25 protein-coding genes are annotated in these 24730 nt (G+C 60.8%); 8 read left to right on the top strand and 17 right to left on the bottom strand.

Going from position 1 to position 24730, the window contains the following annotated elements:
• Nucleotide 1 precedes the first annotated feature (1 nt).
• The 4 genes from GA0061103_RS04630 to GA0061103_RS04615 all read right to left on the bottom strand — a co-directional run bounded on the left by GA0061103_RS04630 (nt 2) and on the right by GA0061103_RS04615 (nt 2779).
• The gene (locus GA0061103_RS04630; protein WP_092707506.1) at nt 2-1033 is read right to left on the bottom strand and encodes a 2-aminoethylphosphonate ABC transporter substrate-binding protein; all 1032 of its coding nucleotides are present in this window, start codon (nt 1031-1033) and stop codon (nt 2-4) included.
• Between the two features lie 261 nt (nt 1034-1294).
• Nucleotides 1295-1894 carry a TetR/AcrR family transcriptional regulator gene (locus GA0061103_RS04625; RefSeq protein WP_245304653.1) on the bottom strand — a complete coding sequence of 200 codons (600 nt, stop codon included), beginning with the start codon at nt 1892-1894 and terminating at the stop codon, nt 1295-1297.
• Nucleotides 1895-1910: 16 nt separating this feature from the next.
• A complete protein-coding gene (locus tag GA0061103_RS04620) occupies nt 1911-2327 on the bottom strand; it encodes a hypothetical protein (protein ID WP_092707504.1) in 417 nt (138 codons plus the stop codon).
• 8 nt (nt 2328-2335) lie between these two features.
• Nucleotides 2336-2779 carry a hypothetical protein gene (locus tag GA0061103_RS04615; protein WP_092707502.1) on the bottom strand — a complete coding sequence of 148 codons (444 nt, stop codon included), beginning with the start codon at nt 2777-2779 and terminating at the stop codon, nt 2336-2338.
• Nucleotides 2780-3402: 623 nt separating this feature from the next.
• Here GA0061103_RS04615 and GA0061103_RS04610 point away from each other — a divergent pair.
• Complete coding sequence (locus GA0061103_RS04610) at nt 3403-4134, top strand: helix-turn-helix transcriptional regulator (protein WP_092707500.1); 732 nt, start codon at nt 3403-3405, stop codon at nt 4132-4134.
• Here the strand turns inward: GA0061103_RS04610 and GA0061103_RS04605 are convergent.
• Nucleotides 4124-4783: an acyl-homoserine-lactone synthase gene (locus GA0061103_RS04605; protein ID WP_092707498.1), complete on the bottom strand. Its 660-nt coding sequence runs from the start codon at nt 4781-4783 to the stop codon at nt 4124-4126. The two genes, GA0061103_RS04610 and GA0061103_RS04605, sit on opposite strands and share 11 nt — an antisense overlap.
• A 180-nt stretch (nt 4784-4963) precedes the next feature.
• Nucleotides 4964-7027 carry a 3-hydroxyacyl-CoA dehydrogenase NAD-binding domain-containing protein gene (locus tag GA0061103_RS04600; protein ID WP_092707496.1) on the bottom strand — a complete coding sequence of 688 codons (2064 nt, stop codon included), beginning with the start codon at nt 7025-7027 and terminating at the stop codon, nt 4964-4966.
• A 95-nt stretch (nt 7028-7122) separates the two neighbouring features.
• Between GA0061103_RS04600 and paaG the strand changes: the two genes are divergently transcribed.
• The 4 genes from paaG (at nt 7123) to GA0061103_RS04580 (ending at nt 10503) form a co-directional block, all read left to right on the top strand.
• Nucleotides 7123-7911: a 2-(1,2-epoxy-1,2-dihydrophenyl)acetyl-CoA isomerase PaaG gene (gene paaG, locus GA0061103_RS04595; protein WP_092707494.1), complete on the top strand. Its 789-nt coding sequence runs from the start codon at nt 7123-7125 to the stop codon at nt 7909-7911.
• On the top strand, nt 7908-8351 hold the full coding sequence (gene paaI / locus GA0061103_RS04590; RefSeq protein ID WP_092707492.1) for a hydroxyphenylacetyl-CoA thioesterase PaaI: 444 nt from the start codon (nt 7908-7910) through the stop codon (nt 8349-8351). The genes paaG and paaI overlap by 4 nt, the downstream gene beginning before the upstream one ends.
• Before the next feature lie 141 nt (nt 8352-8492).
• The gene (paaK, locus tag GA0061103_RS04585) at nt 8493-9803 is read left to right on the top strand and encodes a phenylacetate--CoA ligase PaaK (RefSeq protein ID WP_092707490.1); all 1311 of its coding nucleotides are present in this window, start codon (nt 8493-8495) and stop codon (nt 9801-9803) included.
• Nucleotides 9804-9906: 103 nt separating this feature from the next.
• Nucleotides 9907-10503: a TetR/AcrR family transcriptional regulator gene (locus GA0061103_RS04580; protein ID WP_092707488.1), complete on the top strand. Its 597-nt coding sequence runs from the start codon at nt 9907-9909 to the stop codon at nt 10501-10503.
• A 9-nt stretch (nt 10504-10512) separates the two neighbouring features.
• Here the strand turns inward: GA0061103_RS04580 and GA0061103_RS04575 are convergent, their stop codons facing one another.
• The 11 genes from GA0061103_RS04575 to GA0061103_RS04525 all read right to left on the bottom strand — a co-directional run bounded on the left by GA0061103_RS04575 (nt 10513) and on the right by GA0061103_RS04525 (nt 20068).
• Nucleotides 10513-11127 (bottom strand): transferase hexapeptide repeat family protein, encoded by a 615-nt coding sequence (locus GA0061103_RS04575; RefSeq protein ID WP_092707486.1) that lies wholly within the window; start codon nt 11125-11127, stop codon nt 10513-10515.
• Nucleotides 11128-11646 (bottom strand): acyl-CoA thioesterase, encoded by a 519-nt coding sequence (locus GA0061103_RS04570; protein ID WP_092707484.1) that lies wholly within the window; start codon nt 11644-11646, stop codon nt 11128-11130. It lies immediately after the preceding gene.
• A gap of 4 nt (nt 11647-11650) precedes the next feature.
• Entirely contained in the window at nt 11651-13708 is a 2058-nt protein-coding gene (paaZ, locus tag GA0061103_RS04565; RefSeq protein ID WP_092707482.1) for a phenylacetic acid degradation bifunctional protein PaaZ, read from the bottom strand.
• 69 nt (nt 13709-13777) lie between these two features.
• Entirely contained in the window at nt 13778-14533 is a 756-nt protein-coding gene (locus GA0061103_RS04560; RefSeq protein WP_092707480.1) for a Phenylacetic acid catabolic protein, read from the bottom strand.
• A gap of 28 nt (nt 14534-14561) precedes the next feature.
• Complete coding sequence (paaE, locus tag GA0061103_RS04555; protein WP_092707478.1) at nt 14562-15638, bottom strand: 1,2-phenylacetyl-CoA epoxidase subunit PaaE; 1077 nt, start codon at nt 15636-15638, stop codon at nt 14562-14564.
• Nucleotides 15639-15663: 25 nt separating this feature from the next.
• Nucleotides 15664-16188, bottom strand: coding sequence for a 1,2-phenylacetyl-CoA epoxidase subunit PaaD (gene paaD, locus GA0061103_RS04550; RefSeq protein ID WP_092707476.1), 525 nt, complete (start codon nt 16186-16188; stop codon nt 15664-15666).
• 9 nt (nt 16189-16197) lie between these two features.
• On the bottom strand, nt 16198-16980 hold the full coding sequence (gene paaC / locus GA0061103_RS04545) for a 1,2-phenylacetyl-CoA epoxidase subunit PaaC (RefSeq protein ID WP_092707474.1): 783 nt from the start codon (nt 16978-16980) through the stop codon (nt 16198-16200).
• Nucleotides 16980-17264 (bottom strand): 1,2-phenylacetyl-CoA epoxidase subunit PaaB, encoded by a 285-nt coding sequence (gene paaB, locus GA0061103_RS04540; protein ID WP_069061017.1) that lies wholly within the window; start codon nt 17262-17264, stop codon nt 16980-16982. The genes paaC and paaB overlap by 1 nt, the downstream gene beginning before the upstream one ends.
• Nucleotides 17265-17294: 30 nt before the next feature.
• Nucleotides 17295-18302, bottom strand: a complete 1008-nt coding sequence (gene paaA, locus GA0061103_RS04535; RefSeq protein WP_092707472.1) for a 1,2-phenylacetyl-CoA epoxidase subunit PaaA — start codon at nt 18300-18302, stop codon at nt 17295-17297.
• A 300-nt stretch (nt 18303-18602) separates the two neighbouring features.
• Nucleotides 18603-19493, bottom strand: coding sequence for a phenylacetic acid degradation operon negative regulatory protein PaaX (paaX, locus tag GA0061103_RS04530; protein WP_092707470.1), 891 nt, complete (start codon nt 19491-19493; stop codon nt 18603-18605).
• A gap of 95 nt (nt 19494-19588) precedes the next feature.
• On the bottom strand, nt 19589-20068 hold the full coding sequence (locus tag GA0061103_RS04525; RefSeq protein ID WP_092707469.1) for an Lrp/AsnC family transcriptional regulator: 480 nt from the start codon (nt 20066-20068) through the stop codon (nt 19589-19591).
• Between the two features lie 118 nt (nt 20069-20186).
• Here GA0061103_RS04525 and GA0061103_RS04520 point away from each other — a divergent pair, with 118 nt between their 5' ends.
• The 3 genes from GA0061103_RS04520 to GA0061103_RS04510 are packed head-to-tail and all read left to right on the top strand — an operon-like array spanning nt 20187 to nt 24693.
• The gene (locus tag GA0061103_RS04520; protein ID WP_092708643.1) at nt 20187-22265 is read left to right on the top strand and encodes a transketolase C-terminal domain-containing protein; all 2079 of its coding nucleotides are present in this window, start codon (nt 20187-20189) and stop codon (nt 22263-22265) included.
• A gap of 2 nt (nt 22266-22267) precedes the next feature.
• Nucleotides 22268-23485, top strand: coding sequence for a dihydrolipoamide acetyltransferase family protein (locus tag GA0061103_RS04515; RefSeq protein ID WP_092707468.1), 1218 nt, complete (start codon nt 22268-22270; stop codon nt 23483-23485).
• Between the two features lie 17 nt (nt 23486-23502).
• Nucleotides 23503-24693 (top strand): aromatic amino acid transaminase, encoded by a 1191-nt coding sequence (locus tag GA0061103_RS04510; RefSeq protein ID WP_092707466.1) that lies wholly within the window; start codon nt 23503-23505, stop codon nt 24691-24693.
• Nucleotides 24694-24730 lie beyond the last annotated feature (37 nt).

The following is a 24730-nucleotide window of genomic DNA, read 5'->3' as shown; positions in this document are numbered from 1 at the left end:
ATCAGTTGCTCGCGATCGCCTTGCCGTAGGCGTCGACGTCCTGCTTCAGGTCGGCGAGCACCTTGTTCCAGTCCGGCGTCCAGATTTCGATGCCGTCCATGATGGCGTGCAGTTTATTGAAGTTTTCATCGGTCGGATGCACGTCGGTACGAACAGGCAGGCCCTGGGCGACGGCGCTGACATCCTTCTGGGCGTCTTCGCTGAGCAGGAAGTCGATGAGCTTCTTGCCGTTTTCCGAGTGCGGCGCGCTGGAAACGAGAGCGATGTAGTAGGGCAGCGAGAAGGCGGTCTTCTTGCCGTCCGGGCCTGCGGGGAAGAAGATCTTGATGTTCGGATTGTCGGCCTGCTGCGCGAGGTTCATCTGCAGGTCGCCATTGGCGACGTAGAGCTCGCCCTTGTTGACGAGCGCCGTCAGCTTGCCGGTCGAAGCCGACGGGCCGAGATTGTTGACCTGCAGCTTCTTCAGGTAGTCAAGGCCGGCATCCTTGCCGCCGAAGGCGTGGAATGCCTGCAGCATCAGGGCGGTGCCGTCACCGGCCTGTCCGGGCGTGGAATACTGGATCTTCTGCTTGAACTTGGCATCGAGCAGGTCCTGGTAGGTCGCCGGCGGCGTCTTCAAGACCGAGCTGTTGTAAATGAAGTTCGGATAGTTGTTGATCATGGCGACATAGAAGCCCTTCGGGTCCTTGTCGCGTGCTTCGATCTTGTCGGCACCCTTGGGCGCGTAGGCTTCGAGCAGGCCTTCGCTTGCAGCCTTCTGCACGAAGGGTGGCAGGGTGACGAGAACGTCGGCCTGGGTGTTGGACTTTTCCTTCGACAGCCGGTCGACGACGCCGCTCGAACCCGCCTCGACATACTGAACCTTGATGCCGGTTGCCTTGGTGAAGGCGTCGAACTCGTTGCCGTACCAGCTCGGCGTGCCGTCATGGAGACCGTCGGCGCTATAGATGGTGACGACGTCATCGGCTGCCATGGCCGGCAGGGCGACGGAGGCCAGCAGGCCCGCGGCTACAAAAATGGATTTCGTTTTCATGATCTTTCCTTTGCTCAATGACCTGACCCCAGCCAGCATTGGAGGCGGGCTAACGTTGGACGGCGCAAGGAAATTCATAGCTAAAAACTATTTCATTTATGTGACAATAGTTATTACCTATAATTTTGATAAGGGAACAGAACTATATTGATCGACACGATCGGCATCGGCCTTCGGATGATCTTTGGATGTGAGCCGGCCGATACCCGCTGCGCGGCAGTAGAAGAAAAGCCGGGAATTGTCGTAGGCGGCAGCAACGGCCTAGCCGTTGACGGACCTTCGACAGAAGTCGGTAACGGCTGCGACAAGCTTCTGCCGGTCAACCTCAGCTCCATCGGCTAGACAGTCATCGACTGCGCTATGCATGGAATTGAACAGCATGACGGCGGTGAGCCGGGCGTCGACGAAGGCGAACGCACCGGCGGTATGACCTTCGACAAGGAAGGACATGAGGCGACTGACAAGAGGATTGGCACGCTTCATGTCCCGCTTCGTCGGCTGAAACTGATGAAATACCAGATCGTGAAGCGCGACCTCGTCGAGATAGCCGAGAACGCAGGCCTCCATCAAAACGTCGAGCCGCCGCACCCAACTGTCAGAGACGGACGCGTTGGCGACGGCATCGATCCTTTCGCAGAAGAGCTCGACGAAACGTGTCTGCAGGGCTTTAAGGACATCGTCCTTCGTCTGAAAATAAAGGTAGAAAGTACCCTTGGCGACGTCTGCAGCATCGACGATCTCCGCAACACTGGTCGCAGCAAACCCCTTCTCCAGAAACAGTCGCTGCGCGGCATTCATCAATTCCTCACGGCGAATTTCCGGCGGCTTGGTGCGCGGACGCGGACGATCTGTAACGGTCACGGGTTCTCCTCGCTGTTCATAGGCTGTCGATGATGATACCCGCTGGAGAGAGCGTAGATGCGCACAACCACCTCACCGCAAGCGAGCCCTTTTCGAAGACTTCTAACGGCATATCGAGCGGAAGACGAGCAAGACTTCGCCGAGCGTCATCGACCGTCGATGCGGGGGCGACGACTGCGACCCCAAGAAGAGACCGGCAAAGCATCTCGCGAACAAGATCCAGCCGCTGTGCCAGCATGGGCAGCACAGCTGCATCTCCTTGAAACGCTAATCCGCAAGCCGCGACCAGGAGGAGAGCAAAAGGCTGTTCGCGTCTCAGCCAGCACTCGATCATATCGAGGCCCGCGCGCACGCCGTCCGCGTCAAGCGGCGTTTCCGCGACCAGTATCGCGAGCGGCCAATGCGTCTCATCACCCTCGGGCAACATCGACATATGCTCGCTCATGACAGCCCGCGCAAAGCGGCCAAACCTAGCAGCGCCCCTCCGACGTCCAGCGGTCTTCCTTGCGTCGCCGAAAGGGAAGCAAGCCACATCGCGGCTTCATTGACATCATCGAACATCTGCGCGGGAACTCCGAACAGCTTTTCGGCATTCATGCGGCTCATCTCCTCAAGAGCCTCCGACGGTACGACGGTCGCCATGCCAATGACGAACTGCCTGATACGCACGCCATTGGCCTGAAGCCAAACCTTTGCATCCTTTGCGCCACCCTCAGGCCGCTTCAGCGCCTCGGCATCAGTGAAGACACGCAATGTCGAAAAGGATTCGCCGCGATCGAGCCAGGCGTTCCAGTCCGAAAAGAAGGCGAGCTGCTCGTCGAGCGACATCGTGCCACGAGCGGCGGAAAGTACGAGCGGCCAATGGCTGAGATCGTGACGGATCATGGCTGGATACTCCCCGATGCGACAAGTCGGAAGCAGGTGTCGCTCTGCGTTGAGCCTCGCACATTCTCAATACGGACGACCATTCGCATGCTCCTAAAACCTGACAGTGATAGCCCACATATATGACTGACCGTCGGTCATTTGTAAAGGAAGTGCGTTCGTTGAGCCTGATATTATGGCTTGCCCCCTGCCCGGCCTTAAAGCCGGCATGATCGCGCGCCCATGTGGATTCGTCAGACGTGGTGAAGGTTTCGATTGCTCGGCCGGATCACTCATCTATTTGGATGCGGATTTCACAGCGACATGCCAGCGTCGGCATGGTCTCGAAGGAAGCAGCGAGCGCGTAGCGGAACGCTATATGGCGCGTATGGACACATGGCGAGGGGCCTTGGGCGCGTATCTTCCGCGTGTATCCAAAGATGCGTCAACACAACCCTCATATGATTGGCAGCGGCTATGTTTTCGACAATTTTAAGAGCCCAATCATGCCCTCGAAAAATTGGCTTCTGAATAGCTGAGAGTGCGGTCGGAGCGCCAGGATGGTCTTCAAACTTTGAAAGACATCCCAGAGGCGCTGCTCATGGCCCAAGCACCGCTTTCACTTCGGCTTCAATGGTGAGACTATGTTGACAGGATCACGCCAATCTCATTGCTTGTCTGAGATAGCTCAGGCAAATGACATCGATGAATTGCGCCAGTTCTTATTCAAGTTCTGCTCTTTATACGGTCTGGCAAACGCAGCCTTTCATGTGACGCAAATCGCTGCCCTGTCTCAGCAAAACCCGCTTCTCCTGCTGACCTACCCGCCGGAATGGGTAGAGACATACATCGCGCACGATTACTTCTCGATCGACCCCGTTGTTCAAGCTGGGCGCAACGGATTTCTGCCCTTCGACTGGTCGACCCTCGATCTGAAGTCGCCGCAAAGCATTTCCTTTTTCCGCGAAGCCGAAGCTTTTGATGTCGGACGCTACGGTTTGACGCTGGTCGTTCGTGGGCCTCACGGCGAGCGATCGCTTTTTACAGTTACCTCAAATCTGAAGAGCGGCGACTGGGAGCAATTGCGAAACAGCATAATAGGCGATCTGCAGGTGATCGCCTATTATCTGCATGAGCAGTCATTGATCGTGTCCGGCCTGCGAGAGCAGAGCATCGGACGCAGGCTTTCGAAGCGGGAGACCGAGTGCCTCGAACTGCTGGCGCACGGCCTGCTTCCGAAGCAGATCACATCCATTCTTGGAATTTCCGAAAGCGCCGTGCGCCTGTATCTCAGCTCCGGCCGCCGCAAACTTCATGTCAGCACCACAAATCAGGCCATTGCGAAAGCAATCTCGCTCGAGCTCATCAAAAGCTGAACTGAATATTGCCCGGTGACGAAGATGCGAATTGCAAGGTGGGGGTCCTGTCATCCTTGCCGCGCATGGTCCTCAGCCGCTGCTCAAGCCGCTGATCGGACTCCTCGTTCACCTCCCAGAGGCCGACATAGAGGTTGCCGATCTCCGGCCGCGAGCGGGCTAGCGGCGTCGGCGACCATCCGATCTTCCGGTAAACCCCGATCATCGATGCATCATAGACGCCCATGATGTGCTCGATGCCCGATTTCAAGCTCAGGCGGCAAAGACCGGAAAGCAGCTCGACGGCGGCTGTCTGCGACGACGGATGCCCGGCCTGGAGCGGAGGATGCACGCAAAACCGGGTGCACTCCCAGATCGAAGGGCTGCAGATATCGAGATCCTCGTTGAAAAAATGCTGGAACTCGCTCGAAAGCATCGTCTCGCTCGTTGTCGGCAACAGCCGCAGCGAGCCTGTAAGCTCGTCATCCTCTTCCTTCACGGCCAAGTAGATGGGATCGTGTTCGTCGTCGAAGCGGTCGATCTCCAAACCACCCTCAACATTGACATCCCACCCCATTCGATCACGGAAGACGAGCGCGCGGGCGCGGAACATCTGTGTGAAATACGAGGACGCCGTATTGCGGTCTCGTCGTGTCAGTATCTGTAGCATCGGCCTCTCCAAATTTTGCCTTAACAAAACACCTTGGAGCCAGGCTTCAATATATCGATTCCGCCAGATTGCACGGCCGCGAGCACCCCTTAGAATCGAAGGGCACTGAGCAAGGCAGAGATTCAACCGCTCCCGCGGCCTCCCTTGTCGGCATGCAGGAGTTTGCGGACATTCGGTGCGCTAACGCCTTTCACGCGACTGGAAGCTGCCATCTTCCGCCGCCCGACGCAGGGCATCACATGGCGGTTCTGCAAGACCCGAGATGGAAAGCCGATCCAGCACGGCAACGATTTCGGCAAGGCCGCGGGTTTGCGCATAATGCATCGGGCCACCGCGCCAGCGTGGGAAGCCATAACCATGGATCTTGACGAGATCGATATCGGCGGCGCGGGTCGCAATGCCCTCGTCGAGGATCAGCGCCGCCTCGTTCACCATCGGCAGGACGATGGCGTCGGCTATCGCCGCCTCGCCCCAGATCTTTTGCGACCATCCCGAGGCTTCTTCCGCAATGATGGCGGTCACGATATCTGACGGCTTTGCTGTGCGCTCGCCGGGCTGATAATCGTACCAGCCGCCACCTGTTTTCTGACCGAGACGCCCCATGGCGCAGAGCCGGTCGGCGACGGGAGCAAAGGGCGTTTCGCCGCGTGCGTGCGCGGCCTTGCGCTGGAAGGCTGCAATATCGAGCCCACCAAGATCCTGCGCCTCGAAAGGCCCCATCGGCAAGCCGAAGGCGCGCATGGCGGCATCAACCGCCTCTGGCATGCCGCCGGAAAGCAGCAACCGTTCCGCCTGCATCCGCGTCACCTTCAGGATGCGGTTGCCGATGAATCCGTCGCAAATGCCGGTACGGACCGGAATTTTCCCGAGCAGGCGAGCAAGTGCAAAGCCAGTCGCCAGGATTTCCGTGGCCGTCTTCCTAGTCGGCACAATCTCCAGAAGCTTCATGACATGGGCGGGACTGAAGAAATGCAGCCCCAGGAAGCGCTCCGGCTGCGTAAGTCCTTCGCCGATCTCTTCCGGATCTAGATAGGACGTGTTGGTGGCAAGCACCGTATCGGCTCGACAAACCTCAGCCAATCGGCCGAAGACAGCTCGCTTCACAGCGAGATCCTCGAAAACCACCTCGATGACGAGATCGGTGTCGGCGAGTTGATCATAATCGTTCGTACCGACGACACCCGCCATTCGCTCGGTCGCGACGGCGGGCGACATGCGGCCCCGTTTTACGGAACCCTCGAATATCTGCCTGATATTGGCAAGGCCCCGCTCGACCGCGGCTTGATCGCGTTCGATCAGAACGACCGGCAGGCCGGCATCCCTGAGGGCGGCCGCTATGCCCGCTCCCATTGTGCCGCCTCCAACGACGGCGGCGGAGCGAATGTTCCGTGGCATCACGCCGGCAATATCCGATGGGCGGTATGCGGCCCGCTCGGCGAAGAAGACATGACGCAAGGCCGCCGCTTGTGTAGAACCGCGAAGCTCCAGAAACATCTCTCGCTCGAAGGCCGTCGCTGTCGCAAAATCTGCCTCGCTTGCCTCGCGGATACAAGCAAGTGCACGAAGCGGGGCAATTTCCCGCTTCGCTTTGGCCATAACGGCCTTCCCCGCGCGCTCCCAGAAGCCATTTTCAACTGGCGGAACGGTGCGCTCCGATATCCGCTGCGGTCTCGGCTTGTCGGCAATCTCGCGAGCAAACGCGATAGCAGCCAATAACAGTTCACCCTCGACAACAGCGTCGACGAGACCGAGTGCCAGCGCCTTTCGCGCATCGACTGGATCGCCGCTTGTCACCAGATCGACGGCGGCGGCCGCACCGATCAACCTTGGCAGGCGAACCGTGCCGCCGGCACCCGGAATGATACCGAGTTTCACCTCCGGCAGGCCGAGGTTTGCGGAGGCGACGGCAACGCGATAGGCGCAGCCGAGCGCCACTTCGAGGCCGCTGCCAAGCGCACTGCCATGGATCGCCGCCACCCAGGGCTTTCTCGACCCCTCGATCGCCGCGACGATATCGGGAAGATGCGGTGGAGCCGGCAGCTTGCCGAATTCGCTGACGTCAGCCCCGGCAATGAAGGTGCGACCGGCGCAGATGAGAACGGCGGCGCTTGTGGTCGCATCCGCATCGATTGCCGAAACCGCCTCCATCAGCGCCTGGCGCAATCCTTGCGACAACGCATTGACAGGCGGATTATCGATGGTGACGACGGCGATTGCGCCTTCATGCGTGATGGTGACGGTCATGATCTTCCTCCCAGTCATCGCTTTTATAATTGACTGACCGGTCGGTTTATGCAAGAGTTTTGTGGTCGCCATCGGAAGGGCGACGGGGAGGAATCATGTCCGAATCCGACACCATTCTGTCGGCGCTTGCCGATGGCGTCTTAAGCCTCACGCTCAATCGACCCGACAAACTCAATTCCTTCAACGAGGAAATGCACCTTGCGCTGCGTGCCGGCTTCGAGCGTGCGCATCAGGACGCAGACGTGCGCGCGGTCCTCCTGACGGGAGCGGGGCGTGGCTTCTCGGCCGGCCAGGATCTCGGCGACCGCGATCCGCGCAAGGGCACGCCCGATCTCGGCCATACGATCGAGACTTTCTACAATCCCCTGCTGCGCCTCATTCGCAGCCTGGAAAAGCCAGTGATCTGCGCGGTCAATGGCGTGGCCGCCGGCGCTGGCGCCAATATCGCCTTTGCCTGCGATATTACGCTTGCCGCCCGCTCCGCCCGCTTCATCCAGGCCTTCGCGAAAATCGGCCTCGTGCCGGATTCCGGCGGCACCTGGAACCTGCCGCGGCTTATCGGCGAAGCCCGCGCCAAGGCGCTGGCGCTGACCGCCGAACCGCTGGATGCCGAAACGGCAGCCGGCTGGGGCCTGATCTGGCGCGTAGTGGACGACGACAAGCTGATGGAAGAGGCAGCGGAGCTTGCCGCCCGGCTCGCGGCCGGTCCGACCAAGGGCCTCGGCCTGACGAAGCGCGCCATTCAGGCGGCAGCGACAAACTCGCTCGACGAGCAGCTCGATCTCGAGCGCGACCTTCAGCGCGAGGCCGGCCGCAGCGCCGATTATGCCGAGGGTGTCACGGCCTTCCTCGAAAAGCGCAAGCCGGAGTTCAAGGGCCGATGAGCACAGTTCAAAGCCTTTCCCCGCAGGCGCTTGCGGAAGCCTGTGCGAGAGCCATGTGGGACGAAGACAATGCCAGCCGCCATCTCGGCATGGAGTTGCTTGCCGTAGCACCGGGGGAGGCTACGCTCTCGATGGTAATCACCGAGGCAATGACGAACGGTCACGGCACCTGCCATGGCGGCTACATCTTCACGCTTGCCGACTCGGCGTTCGCATTCGCCTGCAACAGCTACAACCAGCGCACCGTCGCCCAGCACTGTTCGGTGACCTACATCGCGCCGATTTTCAAGGGCGACCGGCTGAAGGCGACGGCGCGGGAGGTGTCGCGCCGAGGGCGTGGCGGCATCTACGATATCGCAATCACCAATCAGGAAGGCGAGCAGATCGCGGAATTCCGCGGCCACTCGCGAACGGTCAAGGGTACGCTGTTGTCGGAATAAGGTTCACACCGGCAGCGCCCAAGGCATTCCCAGGAAAAGCGAGCGGCTTTTCGTCGAGAATGCGCGAGGAAACAAGAGGATAGAGTTTTCTGCCTTTCGAGGAGAAGCGGAAACGCTCTGGCATTTCTGGAGGAGACATTCATGGAAAACCTTTTCCCGCGCGCCGGCGAACTCGACGCAATCGAGACGGCATCGCGCGACGAGATTTCCGCATTGCAGCTCAAACGCATGAAATGGTCGCTGACCCATGCTTACGAGAATTCTCCCTTTTACCGGCAGCGCTTCGACGAAGCTGGCGTGCATCCCTCCGATCTTAAGAGGTTATCAGACCTCGCCAAATTTCCCTTCACGACGAAAAAGGACCTTCGCGACACCTATCCTTTCGGCATGTTCGCCGTGCCGCGCGAGAAGCTAGCCCGCATCCATGCCTCCTCCGGCACGACCGGCAAGCCGACCGTCGTCGGCTATACGGCCAAGGACATCGATACCTGGGCGACGCTCGTCGCCCGCTGTATCCGCGCATCCGGTGGACGGGCCGGCGATCTAGTGCACATTGCTTACGGCTACGGCCTGTTCACCGGCGGCCTCGGCGCCCATTATGGCGCCGAAAAACTCGGCTGCACGGTCGTGCCGATCTCCGGCGGCATGACGGAACGGCAGGTGACGCTGATCCAGGATTTCAAGCCGCGCATCATCATGGTGACACCCTCCTACATGCTGTCGATCCTCGATGAATTCCGCCGCCAGGGCCTCGACCCCTGTGAAAGCTCGCTCGCCGTCGGCATCTTTGGCGCCGAACCATGGACCAACGCCATGCGCGAGGAAATCGAGCAGGCCTTCGACATGCATGCCGTCGACATTTACGGCCTCTCGGAGGTCATGGGGCCGGGCGTCGCCAATGAATGCGTCGAGAGCAAGGATGGCCTGCATATCTGGGAAGACCATTTCTATCCGGAAATCATCGATCCGGTCAGCGGCGAGGTGCTGCCTGACGGCGAGATCGGCGAACTGGTCTTCACCACGCTCACCAAGGAGGGCCTGCCGATCATCCGCTACCGAACCCGCGACCTGACGCGGCTGCTGCCCGGCACGGCTCGCTCCATGCGCCGTATGGAAAAGGTCACGGGTCGTTCGGACGACATGATGATCCTGCGCGGCGTCAACGTCTTCCCGACGCAGATCGAGGAGCAGATCCTGAAATGTCGCGGGCTTGCGCCGCACTTCCAGATCGAGCTGACGCGCTCCGGCCGCATGGACAACATGACCGTTCATGTCGAATGCACCCTGGAAGCGGCCGACGAAACTGCGCGCGACGTTTCCGCAAAGGAACTCACCCACCACATCAAGAGCGTGGTCGGTGTCTCGACGAAGATCACCGTGCATCCGCCGGGCAGCGTCGCGCGTTCCGAGGGCAAGGCAAAGCGCGTCGTCGACAACCGCCCGAAAGAATGATTGGTGTCGTACAGGATAGCTTGGCAAGGATTTGATCGTGTATAGGAAGGATCGGCCGCCAGGCACAGTTAATATCGATCGGAAATGAGCAGAGCAGGACCACATGGCACGCACGCGCGCAGTTGATTTCGAGGAAAAACAGCGTGGCATCTTGGCAAGCGCCGCGGCGGTCTTTGCCGAGGTCGGCATGGAGAAAGCCTCCATGTCGATGATCGCCTCACACAGCAATGTCTCGAAGGCCCTGCTCTATCATTACTATCCCGGCAGAGATGCACTGATCTTCGATATCGTGCAGACGCATCTGACTGAGCTGGAAAGTGCGATCGAAGCAGCCGATCGCACCGATGTAACGCCACAGGAACGGCTGCGCCTGCTCGTGAAAGCCGTGTTGAAAAACTATGAGGGCGCAGACAACGAACATCAGGTTCAGCTCAACGGCACGCATGCTCTCTCGCAGGAGCAGCTTTCGGAGATCAGGACGATCGAGCGGCGCATCGTCAAGCGCTTCTCCAGTGTGATCCAAGACCTCAACCCGGATCTCAACAAGAACAGGCCATTGCTGATGCCCGTCACCATGTCGCTCTTCGGCATGATGAACTGGGTCTACATGTGGTTCCGTCCCAATGGCCCGATCACCCGCGACGAATATGCCGACATCGCCACCACCCTCATCCTTGAAGGGGTCAAGGCCGTCCGCTGATATCGCGCCTCAGTCGCCGAGCTTCATCCGTTCGAGGATAAGCGGGTCATATTCCGGCGCGCGGATGCGCCGGCGATCCGGTTCGGGCGCAGCCAGCGGCTCGACGGCCACCAGCTTTTCCTTCGCCTCCAGCGCCAGACGCTGATAGATGGCGGTGCCCTGGCGCTTCCATGCGATCTCGTCCGCCGTGAGTTCGCGCACGACACGCGCCGGCGAGCCGACGGCCAGGCTGTTTGCCGGGATTTCGGCACCGGCCTTGACGAAAGCCATGGCGGCGACGATGGCATTCTCGCCGATAACGGCCTCGTCCATGATGACGGCATTCATGCCGACCATGGCATTGGCGCCGATCTTGCAGCCATGCAGCACCGCGCCGTGGCCGATATGCCCCGCCTCGCCGATGGTGACCTCAAGATTCGGGAAGCTATGTACGACGCAGGTCTCCTGCACGTTCGAGCCGCGCTCGAGCACGATGCGCCCGAAATCGCCGCGCAGCACGGCGCCCGGCCCGACATAGCAGGCGGGACCGATGATGACGTCGCCGATGACGGTTGCAGCCGGATGCACGAAGGCTGCGGGATCGATGACCGGGATCACGCCGTCATAGGAATAGATCTGCGCCATTCAGCCGGCTCCCAATCCTTCGACGTCGCGGCCGGTCTCCGCCACCGCTTCGAGCCGCTGCGCGAATTCGCGGCGCAAGGTGCGGCGAAGCTGGGCGGCCTTGTGGCGGCGGATATCGACCAGCGTTGCCGGTACCAGTTCCGGCACGCGGACCGGACGGCCCGCTTCATCGACGGCCACCATGGTGAAATAGCAGGAATTGGTGTGGCGGCGCTCGCCGGAACGGATATTTTCCGCCTCGACCCGGATGCCGACTTCCATTGACGTGCGACCCGTATCGTTGATCGAGGCGCGGAAGGTGACGAGTTCGCCGACATTGATCGGCTCCTTGAACAACACCTGATCGACCGAGAGCGTCACCGCATATTGCTTGGAATAGCGCGATGCACAGGAGAAGGCGACGCGATCGAGCAGGTTCAGAAGGGCGCCGCCATGCACCTTGCCGCTGAAATTCGCCATGTCAGGCGTCATCAGAACGGTCATTTCCAGGCGATGCGGGTCTTGCTCGATTGTCGTCATGCGCTCACTCTCTCGTTTTCGCCACCATCGTCAGAACGTCATATTGCGCGACGACGGCATCCAGCTGGTTCGTTACCTTGCAATCCCAGCGCACCTCGCCATGCTCGGCATTGGCACGGGGATTGATTTCCTTGCAGGTCAACTGCACCTGGAGCGTATCACCCGGATTGACCGGTGTCAGGAAGCGCAAGTTGTCGACACCATAATTTGCCAGCACCGGGCCGGGAGCGGGATCGACGAAAAGGCCAGCGGCGAAGGAGACGATCAGATAGCCATGCGCCACGCGGCCTTCGAAGAACGGATTTGCCTTGGCGGCCTCCTCATCCATATGGGCGTAAAAAGTGTCGCCAGTGAAGTTGGCAAAGTGCTCGATATCGTCGAGCGTGACCGTGCGCGTGGCGGTGATGAGCTGGTCGCCGATCTTCAACTCGGCCAGCGATTTGCGGAAAGGATGTTCGCTGCCGCTGTGGGCATCCGCACCATTCATCCAGCGTCCCGTCACAGCGGAGAGCAGACGTGGAGTGCCCTGAACTGCTGTGCGCTGCATATAATGCTTCACGCCACGGATACCGCCCAGTTCCTCGCCGCCGCCGGCGCGGCCGGGACCACCGTGGACGAGGCCCGGCAAGGGTGAACCATGGCCCGTGGAGCTCTTGGCGCTCAAGCGGTTGCCGATCATCACGCGGCCATGGAACGGTGCCAGACCTAGAACCACCTCCTCGGCGAAATGCGGGTCATTGGTGAAAACGGAGGCAACGAGGCTGCCCTTGCCGCGCCGCGCCAGATCGACCGCCTCTTCCGCGGTGTCATAGGGCATGACAGTGCTGACGGGGCCGAAGGCCTCGACATCGTGGATGGCACGCGCCGCGCCCGGCTTGTCGCAATAAAGCAGAACGGGATTGAGAAAGGCGCCTGCGCTGGCATCGCCGGACAGGATGCGCGGGTTGTCGGGATCGCCGCCGACGATCTCCGCTTCGGTGGCAAGATCCCGAATGCGGGCGCGCACTTCCTCGCGTTGGTCGAGGCTTGCAAGCGGTCCCATGCGAACAGTCTCATCGGCCGGATTACCGATGGCCGTCTTGCCGAGACGATCGTTCAGGGCCGATATCAGCGCCTCGCTATAGGCACGGGGCGCAATGACACGGCGGATGGCCGTGCATTTTTGACCGGCCTTCACGGTCATCTCGCGGGCGACTTCCTTGACGAAGAGATCGAACTCCTCCGTGCCGGGGCCGGCATCAAGGCCAAGAACGGCCGCATTGAGGCTATCTGCCTCCATGGTGAAGCGAACGGAGTTTTCGATGATAGCCTTATGCGTCTTGAGACGCTGGCCGGTCGCTGCGGAACCGGTGAAGGTAACGACATCCTGGCCTTCGACATGATCAAGGAGATCGCCGACCGAACCGCAGACAAGCTGCAGCGCACCTTCCGGCAGCAGGCCGGTCTCGATGATGCGGCGAACCATGAGTTCGGTGAGGTAAGCGGTCTGGCTCGCCGGCTTGACAATGGCGGGAACGCCGGCAAGCAAGGTCGGCGCCATCTTTTCCAGCATGCCCCAGCAGGGGAAGTTGAAGGCGTTGATGTGAACGGCAACACCCTGCAGCGGGCTTAGAATATGCTGCGCGGAAAAGCTCTGATCCTTGGAGAGCTGCTCCACGTCGCCATCGAGCAGCACGCGCGCATTCGGCAGCTCGCGCCGGCCCTTGGAAGCGTAGGACAGCAGCGTTCCGATGCCACCTTCGATATCGACCCAGCTATCGGCCCGCGTGGCGCCCGTTGCCGTCGAGAGCGCATAGAACTCTTCCTTCCTCTCGAGCAGAGCCTGTCCGAGCGCCTTCAGCATTGCGGCGCGCTCATGGAAGGACATGCGTCTGAGCGCCGGACCGCCCTTGTCGCGACCATGCGCCAGTGTCTGCTTGAAATCGATGCCGGAGGAATCGATTGACGCAACGGGCACACCGGTCGACGCATCAAGCAGCGGCACGCCTTCCTTGGCGCCGGCGACCCAGGTACCTCCGACATAGCTTTCAAGCCGGCGCGGCTGGTTTGCCATGATGTTCATCCGTGTTTCCTTCCTTCATTTTTCCAGCAACCCCGAACGAAAGCCGCCATGCGGCTTTCCCGGGATCGCTCACGTCAATCCGAGCGCAGAAAGCTGCGCATCGACATCGGCTCGCCATTCGGCGAGCAGGGTTTCGTTAGGGGTATGGCGCAGACCGAAGCGCGACAATGTCTCGAAGCGGGCCGAGCCGGCATGGCCAAAGCTTTCGGCAACGCGGGGATACCAATAGGCAACCGAAGCGCGCGCCTTCGCTCGTCCCTCGTCATCGGCGACGATGCGGGCAAGACCGGCAGCGCCGAGCTCCGCGTGCCGTGTCTCGCGCGGCAGGATGGCTCGAAAGACTTCGGCAAGCGGCTGGTAGGAAACGCGCGCGAGTTCTTTCAGCTGCACGACGCTTGCGGCACCCATCAAAACGTTCATGACGACCGCATCGACCCAGCCTTCAAGCGGGTAATGGAAGACGGAAAGCCGCATGTCGCCGCCCTGCCTGATCGCGCCGATATCGGCATTGCGGGAAAGGCGCGCCGCCCAGGGATGGTGGACGGCGTAACGGCCACCATCGACGCCGAAAGTCTCCATGACCGTCAGGACCAGTCCGGCATGATCGGTCTTTTCCAGCACGATGCGCGCCGCGGAAATGCGCTCCTGAATACCGGGCGCATCGTTGATAACATCGGCAAAGCCGGCGGAACCGGCAAGTTCGCTATCGACGAAGCTCGCCATCAGGCGCAGCAATTCGCCGCGATAGCGCGGAGGCACATTGTCGGGCGAGGACAGCACGCCGCCCTCCTGCAGATAGTGCTCGATCGGCATCGTCTCGGACATGTCGTTCCTCCCTTCGATGCGGACGCGCTTATTGGTCGTAGCTGACGACGATGCGGTCGGTGAGCGGGTAGCACTGACAGGTCAGCACATAGCCCTGGCGTACCTCGTAATCCTCGAGCGCGTGGTTGACCTCCATCTCGACCTCGCCTTCGAGAACCTTGGCGCGGCAGGTGGAGCAAACACCGGCTTTGCAGGCGTAGGGCACATCCATCGCGTTTTCGAGCGCGGCATCGAGCAGGCATTGGCCATGCTTTGGAAACTTGAAGACGCGCGTCGCGCCGTCGAGCGTCACGGTTGCCTCGCAGTTCGTTCCATGATCGGCCGCGGCGGCGCTCTCCACTTTACGGCGTGCACGGCCGGGCTGCGAGGAGGCGAACAGCTCGAACTTGATCTGGTCGTCCCGCATGCCGTGCTCGCGCAGCGCCGCAGCGATTGCGAGCATCATCGGCTCGGGGCCGCAGATGAAGGCTGTCGCGACCGACGTCAGATCGATCCAGTGCTTGAAGAGCGCCTTGCATTTCTCAGTGTCGATCCGGCCGGTGAACAAATCGATTTCCTGCGCCTCGCTTTCAAGGACGTGCAGGACCGAAAGGCGACCGAGATAGAGGTTCTTCAGATCCTCCAGTTCCTCGCGGAACATGATCGAGCTGATCTGCCTGTTGGCATAGACCAGCGTGAAAACCGAGCGGGGCTCGCGCGCCAACACCGTCTTGATGATCGAGAGAACCGGCGTGATACCGCTGCCACCGGCAAAGCCGAGATAGTGCCTTGCGACGTCAGGCTCGATCGCAGTGAAGAATGCCCCCATCGGCGGCATGGCTTCCAGCGTGTCGCCCGCTTTCAGGTTTTCATTGATCCAGGTCGAGAAACAGCCGCCATCGACGCGCTTGATGCCGACCTTCAAGACGCCTTCGTCCTTGCCGGCACAGATCGAATAGGAGCGGCGCAGCTCCTCGTCGTCAAACTTGCGGCGGAAGGTGAGATACTGACCCTGCGTGAAGTCGAAGACGGCCCGATCCTCTTCGGATGGCGCAAGCGTGACGACGACTGCATCGCGCGTCTCGCGGCGTACATCGGTAACAGTCAGGGGATGGAAACGTGCCATGGATGCGGGCCTCGTCCTGTTGGGATCAAATACACTTGAAGTAATCGAAGGGTTCCAGACAGTCGGTGCAGCGATAGCTTGCCTTACAGGGCGTCGAGCCGAACTGGCTGATCTTTTCCGTAGCTGCCGATCCGCAGCGCGGACAGGCAATCATGAGGTTCGAGCGGCCGGCAAGCCGGTCGATACGCTTCATCAGGGCGCCGTCGGCAGCTGTGCCATCGATCGGCGGGGCGATGCCATAGGCACGCAGCTTCTCGCGGCCCTCGGCGCTGATCCAATCCGTCGTCCAGGCCGGCGACAGCCGGCGCTCGAGGCGCACCCGGTCGAGACCTTTTTCCGCCAATGCCCGCTCGATATCGAGGTTGATCACCGTCGTGGCGGGACAGCCCGAATAGGTCGGCGTCACCGTCACCACAAGCGTATCCTCCTGCCAGCCGACATCGCGGATGATGCCGAGATCGGTCAGCGAAATCACCGGTATCTCGGGGTCAGGCACTTCCGACAGCCAGTGCCAGACCTCTTCGACGGAAGGATGCAGCGCGGTCGCCATACCGGCCTCCTACCAGGTCGCGCCCGGATAGGCGCGCTGCAGGAACTGCAGCTCAGTGAGGATATAGCCGAGATGCTCGGTGTGAACGCCACGCCGGCCGCCCTTGTGCATATAGCCGTCGGCGGGACGCTTCAGCGTCGCTTCGGCAAGCGCATCGGAGACGATCTCGTCCCAGCCGGCTTTGAGGCTTTGCGGCTCTGGGATCACGCCAGCCTGCGCCAGCGCTGCATCGGCAGCATCGCCAATGAACATTTCGCCAGTGAAGGGCCAGAGTTCGTCCAGGGCTTCCTGCATGCGACGATGGCTTTCGGCCGTGCCGTCGCCAAGGCGGATAATCAGGTCGCGGCTGCGATCAAGGTGATAGGAGACTTCCTTGAAGGCCTTTTCGGCAATCTCGGCGATGCGCGGCTCAGTCGAGCCTTTCAGCGCTTTCAGCAACAGATAGTGCCAGGCGTCGAAGAGAAATTGCCGCATCAGCGTCCTGCCGAAATCGCCGTTCGGGCGTTCGACCATCAGGATATTGCGGAACTCGAATCCGTCTCGCAGATAGGCGAGATCATCGGCCGAGCGGCCCTTGCCTTCCACCTCGCCAACCAGAGCGAGCCAGAGTTGCGTCTGGCCGATGAGGTCGAGCGCCGTGTTGGCGAGCGCGATATCCTCCTCCAGCGCCGGCCCGCGGCCGCACCATTCGGAAACGCGGTGGCCGAGGATCAGCGTATTGTCGCCGATGCGCAGGAGAAACTCGACGAGAGCGGCCTGATCGGCCACCGGCTCAAGGGTAGCGGTCGCCATCACATATGCCCCACTTCATCCGGAATGTCGAAGAAGGTCGGGTGACGATAGACCTTGGAATTGGATGGATCGAAGAGCGGGCCTTTTTCCGATGGCGCGCTGGCGGTGATCTCGGACGAGCGCACCACCCAGATGCTGACGCCTTCGTTGCGGCGGGTATAGACATCGCGCGCATTGTTGATCGCCATCTCGGCATCGGGCGCATGCAGGCTGCCGACATGGCGATGATTGAGGCCATGCTGACCACGGATGAAGACTTCCCAAAGCGGCCATTCGCTGGACATGTTTCTCACTCCCTGAATTTTCTAGCCGCCTTATTCGGCGGCGACCCTTGTGGCGGCGCGGCGCTCGGCCACCTTCTCGGCATGCGCCGTCAGGCCGTCGCGGAACCAGGCGCCATCGTCCCATGCCTGCTTGCGGGCATTCAGCCGCTCGGCATTGCAGGGGCCGTTGCCGGCGATCACGTTGAAGAATTCTTCCCAGTCCGGCTCGCCGAAATCGTAGCCGCCCTTTTCCTCGTTCCACTTCAGGTCGGGATCGGGAACAGTCAGGCCGAGATATTCAGCCTGCGGTACGGTCTGGTCGACGAATTTTTGCCGCAGCTCGTCATTGGAATTCTGCTTGATCTTCCAGGCCATCGACTGCGCCGAATGTACCGACGCGTCGTCCGAAGGGCCGAACATCATCAAGGACGGCCACCACCAGCGGTTCAGCGCATCCTGCACCATGGCCTTCTGAGCCGGCGTACCCTGCCTCGCCATCTTCATCAGGACATCGAAGCCCTGGCGCTGATGGAAGCTCTCTTCCTTACAGATCCGGATCATGGCCCGCGAATAAGGGCCGTAGGAACAGCGCTGCAGCGGAACTTGGTTCATGATGGCAGCGCCATCGACCAGCCAGCCGATCGCACCGATATCGGCCCAGGTCAGCGTTGGGTAATTGAAGATCGAGGAATATTTGGCCTTGCCGGAATGCAGCTGTTCATACATCTCGTCGCGGCTGATGCCGAGCGTTTCGGCGGCGCAGTAGAGATAAAGGCCGTGGCCGGCTTCGTCCTGCACCTTGGCAAGCAGGATCGCCTTGCGCTCCAGCGTCGGAGCCCGGCTGATCCAGTTGCCTTCCGGAAGCTGGCCGACGATCTCGGAATGGGCATGTTGGCTGATCTGGCGGATCAGCGTCTTGCGATAGCCTTCCGGCATCCATTCCTTCGGCTCGATCTTCTGACCGGCATCGACGCGCTCCTGAAAGGCGCGCTCCTGGGGATCCATCTCGTCGAGGGAACGGATGCGAGTGCCGTCGGTTTTCACCATCTGTGCATACATTGATCTTTCCTCCGTCTTTGCGCGTCAGACGCGCTCGAGAATGATCGCAGGCCTGTGGATTGTCTCGAAGCGCATCAGCAAGGCCGCCGCTTCACGGCATCACCATTATAGGCCTGTTTCTCGCTCTCCTCCACGAAACAGCGATCCGGCGGCGAAAGCATTAACCGACCGATCGGTCACTGTATTAGCATGCGATATGTCACAATACAAATGAATTTTTTGAGATTTCTGTGACATTTGAGGATACACAGAAACGCTTCGCGTCCGGCATCTCGCTATATCATTGAGCGGATTGCGTTTTCAGCGGGACTTGAGGTGTTCGAGTCGGTTTCGGCTTGCCGGAGTCGCCTCCTGAAGCCTGCCGGCCTCGTTGACGAAATGGCGGCCGACATAATCATCGGCCCTTTTCGACAACAGCAGATAGAGGTCGGCAAACAGGCGACGCGCCTCCTCGCCCGGCCAATTATCCGGAAGGGCAGATTTGGGAAGATGCGGCTCGCGCAGCATGATGAGGCGATATTGATGGACGAGCAGCAGCCGTGCAATCAGGCAATCGAAGGCCGACAGCGCGGCACAATCTCCAACCTTTTGGGAAAATGCGCCGAAGCGGGCGGTGAATTCGCCATAGGCCTCCGCGAAACGCGGCAGGTTCCATGCCTCTTCGGCGAATTCCCGCAAGGCACCATTCTCGGTCGCCAATTGCGCATCGAAGACGACGACACGCCCCGGCAAGGGCGGTGCGGGATGCGTTCCCACCGCCAGGCGCGGGTTCAGCCTGGCAAAACCCTCCCGCTCGAGGCCCTGCATGATCTCTTCCGGCGCAGGTCCGTTGATGAGGACGAATTGCCAGCGGATAGCGGGCTGCGGCCCGTAGAACAGGCTGGCGGCCTCGACGAATTCGGCCTGAGCAGCGTCGGTCAGCCGATAGAAGCTGCGGCGCCCTTCGCGCTCGCCCGCGAGCTGTCCTGCCGCGACCAGCCGCGACACCGCAGTGCGCACCAGCGTCTCTGTGATCCCGACGCTTTTACATGTCTCGATAAGGTTGCCAATCCAGACGATGCCGCCGCGCGGCTCGATGACGTCGCCGTAGATCGTCACGATAAAACTCGCGGCCTTGATGGGCAGATCGACAAGCAGCGCTGTGACCGCCTCGTTCAAATCATCTCCGAGTTTGACGTTATCAGCCGACAATCGAACCCTGCTCCGCATCTGCAATCGTAAGGCTGTATTAGCGTGAGATGCCGTCCGTATTCAAGCGAACGCCCGCAAAGGGCACGGATGGCTCCCTATCGCGACGCATTCGTCGGCAACGCCGTGGTGTATTTGACGCATTTCAGCGAGAAATGCGACGACGAGCTCAGCACGGCTTCGTGGGTCAGGATACCGCGCATCAAAAGCCCTTCATACTCCCTGACATCCGCAACGACGGCACGGATCAGATAATCCCATTCCCCCGACATGGAGTAGCATTCGAGCACCTCGCGATAACTGGCGATGAACTGTTCGAAATCGCGGCGCGTCGCTGGATCATGGGTCTTCATCTTGACCTGGCAAAAGACATTCAGCCCCTTGCCGATCTTGTCGGGATCGACGAGACGAACCGTCCGGCCCAGCACGCCGGCGCTCTCCAGCGCCTTGATCCTTCGCCAGCAGGACGCCGGCGATGCGCCAACCTTTTCAGCGAGCGCCGCCTGGCTGATATCGCCCTCTTCCTGCAGCACGCGCAGAATCGCTCTGTCGACGTGATCAAGATCGAAATCTTCCATTCAAAAACTCGCGGTTTATGAAACATTGCTTTCAAATACTACGGCAAAGCCTGCAAAATTGAAAGGAATAGAGCTGACGCTTGAATTAAAATAGTTGGGCCATCTGCAGGAGGATCACATGGCCCAGCTAGCCTTTAAAAGCCACGAGCGGAACTCGCCCGACGATCGCATCAACTGGCGCCAGGTTGCCTATCTCGTCCATCTCTCCCGGGCTCTCGACGAGATGGAGGAGAAGCGTCTCGTTCCGGAAAAGAAGGTTCTCTATCAGTTTTCGGCACGCGGCCACGACATGGCGCAGATCCTGCTTGGAATGCAGCTGACGGGCCTGCACGACGCCACCTGCGGCTATTATCGCTCGCGGCCGCTTCTGCTCTCGCTCGGCGTCAACCCCGCCGATGCGCTCGGCTCGGCCATGGGCCGCGCTGGCGGCTATTCAGACGGACGCGACATCGGCGTCGTCTTCAACTATCCGAACCGTTCCGGCGCCTCGGCCTTGCCCATGTGCGGCGGCGTCGGCGCGCAATATACACCGACAGCCGGCTGGGCCCAGGCGATGAAATATTATGCCACCACGCTTGGCCGCGCTGAATATGCGAGGGATATCGGCGTCGTGCTTGGCGGCGACGGCTCCGTTGCCTCGAATGGCTTCTGGGCGGCTCTAACAGCGGCAACGACGCAAGCGCTGCCGATGCTGTTTTATATCGAGGACAATGGTTTTGGCATTTCGGTGCCTTCGACGGTGCAGACGCCCGGTGGAAATATCGCCGCCAATCTCGCAAGCTGGAAAAACCTCGCAATCTTCGATGGCGACGGCTGCGACCCGGCCGAGGCGGCGCAGCTCGTGCAGGATGCGGTCTCCTTCGTTCGCGACGAACGTAAGCCCGCTCTCTTGCGGCTGACGGTACCGCGCCTCGAGGGCCACAGTTTTCAGGACACGCAGACCTACAAGAGCGAGGAAACCGTGAGGCGCGAATGGGAGCGCGACCCGCTGCCGCGCCTCAAAGGTTTCCTCGTCCCCGCCGTCATGACGACACAGGAATGGGATGCCTGCGAAGGCGAAGCGCACGAGACGGCGGAAAGCGCCCTTGCCGCCGCCGAAGACAGACCGGTCGCCGACCCCTCCTCCGTGACCCGCCATGTATTCTTCGATGGCGACATGCAGACGATGGGTGGGCAGTACCCCACAGGTTATGCGCCACCGGCAACGACGAGCGAACCGGAGATGTCCGGACCGCGCATCAACATGGTCACCGCCATCCGCCGGACACTCGAACACGAGATGTCGATCAACGAGCGCGTCGTGATCTTTGGCGAGGACGTCGGTCCGAAAGGCGGCGTCCACGCCGTCACCCTCGGCATGCAGGAGAAATTCGGCAATGACCGGGTTTTCGACACCTCATTGTCCGAAGAGGGCATCATCGGCCGCGCGGTCGGCATGGCGCTCGCCGGGCTGGTCCCTGTTCCAGAAATCCAGTTCCGGAAATATGCGGAGCCGGCGACCGAACAGCTGAACGACTGCGGCACCATTCGCTGGCGCACCAACAATCGCTTTGCCGCGCCCGTCGTGGTGCGCATGCCCGGCGGATTCTTCAAATGCGGCGATCCCTGGCACAGCCAGACGAATGAAGTGGCCTTCGTCCACCAGCCGGGTTGGAAAGTCGCCGTTCCCTCGAATGCGGAAGATGCGGTCGGCCTGCTGCGCACCTCGATCCGCGGCAACGATCCTGTCATCTTCTTCGAGCATAGGGCGATGCTCGATCACGCTTGGGCACGCCGCCCCTATCCCGGCGACGATTTCGCCCTGCCCTTCGGCAAGGCGAAGCTGACGCGGACGGGCAACGACATCACCATCGTCACCTGGGGCGCCATGGTGCAGCGCTGCGAGGAGGCGGTCGAAGGCCTGTCCGCCGATATCATCGACCTCCGTACGCTGATGCCCTGGGACCAGCAGGTGGTGCTTATATCCGTCGCCAAGACGCACCGCTGCCTCATCGTCCACGAGGATCTCGAAACCGCAGGCTTCGGCGCGGAAATTGCCGCTGTCATCGCCGACAGGGCCTTCACGGACCTCGATGCGCCCGTCTCGCGCCTCACCATGCCGGATATTCCAAGCCCGCATAATCCCGTGCTTCTCGACTGGGCCGTACCGTCCACCGAACGGATCACCAAGCGCATTGCCGAAATCCTGGAGTTCTGAGGATGACTGACATCATCGAGATTACCGCTCCGATCGAACAGGAAGGCACGAAGGCGGTCGTCCGCAACTGGCTGAAGCGGATCGGCGATTATGTGAAGGAAGGCGATGCGCTTGTCGAACTGGAAACCGACAAGGTCACCCAGGAAATACCGGCACCGTGCGACGGTATCCTGAGCGAAATCGCGATGGAAGACGGCGATGACGCCGCGCCCGGGGCGATCCTCGGGCGCATGAGTGTCGAGAGTGCGAACGGCGTTGCGGCGCAAGCAGCTGCGGTCCCATTGCAGATACAGCCGGCCCAACCTGCCACAGCCTCCGCCACTGCTTATTATTCTCCGGCTGTTCGCAAGGCCGCCGAGGAATACGGGATCGATCCCGCCAGCCTGAAGGGGAGTGGCAGGGACGGGCGGGTCACCCGCGCCGATATGGATCATGCAGCGGAAACCGACACGTCGCATCCATCTGCGCCGATATCGCAGCAGGCCGAGACCGGACAAACCTTGCCGACAGCCGCGACTGACGGCAAATCGCGGATCGTTCCCCATTCGGCCATGCGGCTTTCGATCGCGAAGCATATGGCCCAATCCCTGGCGACGGCGCCGCAGGTCACGGCAATCTTCGAAGCGGATTTCACGGCAATCATGCGCCATCGCGAAAACCACAAGGAGCGGATGAAGGCCCAAGGCGTGAACCTCTCCTACACCGCTTATTTCGTGGCGGCATCCGTTGCGGCCATGAAGCTCGTACCCGAGGTGAACAGTCAGTGGCACGATGACGGCCTGGAGATCTTTGCTGATGTCAACATCGGCGTCGGCATCGCCTTGGGCGACAAGGGCCTGGTCGCGCCGATCATCCGGCAGGCGCAGGACCTTTCGCTTGAGGTGATTGCAGCGCGCCTCCAGGATCTGACGAACAGGGCTCGTTCCAACGCACTGAAGGGCGAGGAGCTGAAGGGCGGGACCTTCACCATCTCCAACCATGGCGTCTCCGGGTCGCTGGTGGCATCCCCCATCATCATCAATCAGCCGCAATCCGCCATCCTCGGCATCGGCAAGCTGGAAAAGCGTGTCGTGGTGCGGGAGGTCGATGGGGTCGATACGATCCAGATCCGCCCGATGGCCTATGTGTCCCTGACGATTGACCATCGCTCCCTGGACGGGCATCAAACAAATGCCTGGCTGACCGAATTCGTGCGGGTTCTGCAGAACTGGCCGCAATGAACGCGAGGGAGGAACAAATGAACAAGACAGCGTTTTTCGATAGCCTGACGGAACAGAAGCCAGATCCGCTGCTTGAACTGATTGCCAAGTTCGCGGCCGATCCGCGATCCGCAAAGATCGACCTCGGCGTTGGCGTCTATCGCGATGAGACCGGGCGCACCCCTGTTATGAGAGCCGTCAAGGCGGCCGAGCACCATCTTTGGGAAACCCAAGAGTCCAAATCCTATATCGGCCCCGAGGGCGATCACGCCTTTCTGCGGGCGCTGGCCCGCGAGGTCTTCGGTGAACGCCATGGCGGCAAGCCGGTCGCGGGAATTCAGACCCCCGGCGGCACCGGCGCTCTGCGTCTGGCGGCGGAGCTGCTTGCGCTCGACAACAGGCGGAAGATCTGGATCGGCACGCCAACGTGGGTCAACCACCAGGCGATCTTTGCCGCGGTTGATCTTCAGGTCGGGACCTATCGTTTCTTCGATATCAGCAAGCAGACCGTTCTCATTGATGAGATGCTGATGACCTTGCGGAATGCAGCGCCCGGTGATGCTGTGCTGCTGCAAACAAGCTGCCATAATCCGACAGGCGCGGGATTGTCATCACAGAACTGGCGAGACATCGCCGACATCATCGCTGCCAAGGGATTGCTGCCGCTCTTCGACAATGCCTATCAGGGCCTCGGCCACGGCCGGGTCGAAGACGCAGCCGGCATGATTGATGTCATCGGAGCGGTCGGCGAGGCGATGGTTGCCGTCTCCTGCTCCAAATCCTTCTCGCTCTATCGGGAGCGCACCGGCGCGGTCTATCTCTTCGGAGATCAGCAGGCGCCGTTGAACAAGGGCATCGGCAATCTGGCGAACTATGCTCGCACCAGCTATTCCATGCCGCCAGCGCATGGGGCTGCTATCGTTGCCGCGATCCTGCAGGACCAGTCGCGGCGCCAGGCCTGGGTCGATGAACTCAGCGAAATGCGCAACCGCATAGCCGAAATCCGCCGGGCCGCCGCCGAAGCCTTTGCTCAATTCCGTCCTGATCTCGCTAATATCGCTTCGCAGGAAGGCATGTTCTCCCTTCTGCCGGTCTCTCCGGAAAATGTCCGGCAGCTTCGGGCCGAACACGGCATCTACATGCCGGATTCCGGCAGGATCAACGTGGCCGGAATGCGGGTTGCGGATGTCGCATCCGTCACGGAGCGCATCGGTCCCTATCTTGCCTGAATATGCGCCCAAATAGCCTGGCGTTTCACGTAGGGAC

The sequence above is a fragment of the Martinezella multihospitum genome, from assembly GCF_900094585.1.
Taxonomy (GTDB): domain Bacteria; phylum Pseudomonadota; class Alphaproteobacteria; order Rhizobiales; family Rhizobiaceae; genus Rhizobium; species Rhizobium multihospitium.
Note: the sequence above shows the minus strand (reverse complement) of the source record. Positions and strands in the feature narration are given on the sequence as shown.

Excerpts from the sequence above, each read along its gene's own strand:
- GA0061103_RS04560 (WP_092707480.1), bottom strand. The coding sequence starts at position 14,533 with ATGTCCGAGACGATGCCGATCGAGCACTATCTGCAGGAGGGCGGCGTG.
- GA0061103_RS04575 (WP_092707486.1), bottom strand. The coding sequence starts at position 11,127 with ATGGCGCAGATCTATTCCTATGACGGCGTGATCCCGGTCATCGATCCC.
- GA0061103_RS04570 (WP_092707484.1), bottom strand. The coding sequence starts at position 11,646 with ATGACGACAATCGAGCAAGACCCGCATCGCCTGGAAATGACCGTTCTG.
- paaA (WP_092707472.1), bottom strand. The coding sequence starts at position 18,302 with ATGTATGCACAGATGGTGAAAACCGACGGCACTCGCATCCGTTCCCTC.
- GA0061103_RS04515 (WP_092707468.1), top strand. The coding sequence starts at position 22,268 with ATGACTGACATCATCGAGATTACCGCTCCGATCGAACAGGAAGGCACG.
- GA0061103_RS04525 (WP_092707469.1), bottom strand. The coding sequence starts at position 20,068 with ATGGAAGATTTCGATCTTGATCACGTCGACAGAGCGATTCTGCGCGTG.
- GA0061103_RS04605 (WP_092707498.1), bottom strand. The coding sequence starts at position 4,783 with ATGCTACAGATACTGACACGACGAGACCGCAATACGGCGTCCTCGTAT.
- paaD (WP_092707476.1), bottom strand. The coding sequence starts at position 16,188 with ATGGCGACCGCGCTGCATCCTTCCGTCGAAGAGGTCTGGCACTGGCTG.
- GA0061103_RS04520 (WP_092708643.1), top strand. The coding sequence starts at position 20,187 with ATGGCCCAGCTAGCCTTTAAAAGCCACGAGCGGAACTCGCCCGACGAT.
- GA0061103_RS04630 (WP_092707506.1), bottom strand. The coding sequence starts at position 1,033 with ATGAAAACGAAATCCATTTTTGTAGCCGCGGGCCTGCTGGCCTCCGTC.
- paaZ (WP_092707482.1), bottom strand. The coding sequence starts at position 13,708 with ATGAACATCATGGCAAACCAGCCGCGCCGGCTTGAAAGCTATGTCGGA.
- paaG (WP_092707494.1), top strand. The coding sequence starts at position 7,123 with ATGTCCGAATCCGACACCATTCTGTCGGCGCTTGCCGATGGCGTCTTA.
- GA0061103_RS04615 (WP_092707502.1), bottom strand. The coding sequence starts at position 2,779 with ATGATCCGTCACGATCTCAGCCATTGGCCGCTCGTACTTTCCGCCGCT.
- paaC (WP_092707474.1), bottom strand. The coding sequence starts at position 16,980 with ATGGCGACCGCTACCCTTGAGCCGGTGGCCGATCAGGCCGCTCTCGTC.
- GA0061103_RS04510 (WP_092707466.1), top strand. The coding sequence starts at position 23,503 with ATGAACAAGACAGCGTTTTTCGATAGCCTGACGGAACAGAAGCCAGAT.
- paaE (WP_092707478.1), bottom strand. The coding sequence starts at position 15,638 with ATGGCACGTTTCCATCCCCTGACTGTTACCGATGTACGCCGCGAGACG.
- paaK (WP_092707490.1), top strand. The coding sequence starts at position 8,493 with ATGGAAAACCTTTTCCCGCGCGCCGGCGAACTCGACGCAATCGAGACG.
- GA0061103_RS04610 (WP_092707500.1), top strand. The coding sequence starts at position 3,403 with ATGTTGACAGGATCACGCCAATCTCATTGCTTGTCTGAGATAGCTCAG.
- GA0061103_RS04620 (WP_092707504.1), bottom strand. The coding sequence starts at position 2,327 with ATGTCGATGTTGCCCGAGGGTGATGAGACGCATTGGCCGCTCGCGATA.
- paaB (WP_069061017.1), bottom strand. The coding sequence starts at position 17,264 with ATGTCCAGCGAATGGCCGCTTTGGGAAGTCTTCATCCGTGGTCAGCAT.
- paaI (WP_092707492.1), top strand. The coding sequence starts at position 7,908 with ATGAGCACAGTTCAAAGCCTTTCCCCGCAGGCGCTTGCGGAAGCCTGT.
- GA0061103_RS04580 (WP_092707488.1), top strand. The coding sequence starts at position 9,907 with ATGGCACGCACGCGCGCAGTTGATTTCGAGGAAAAACAGCGTGGCATC.
- GA0061103_RS04600 (WP_092707496.1), bottom strand. The coding sequence starts at position 7,027 with ATGACCGTCACCATCACGCATGAAGGCGCAATCGCCGTCGTCACCATC.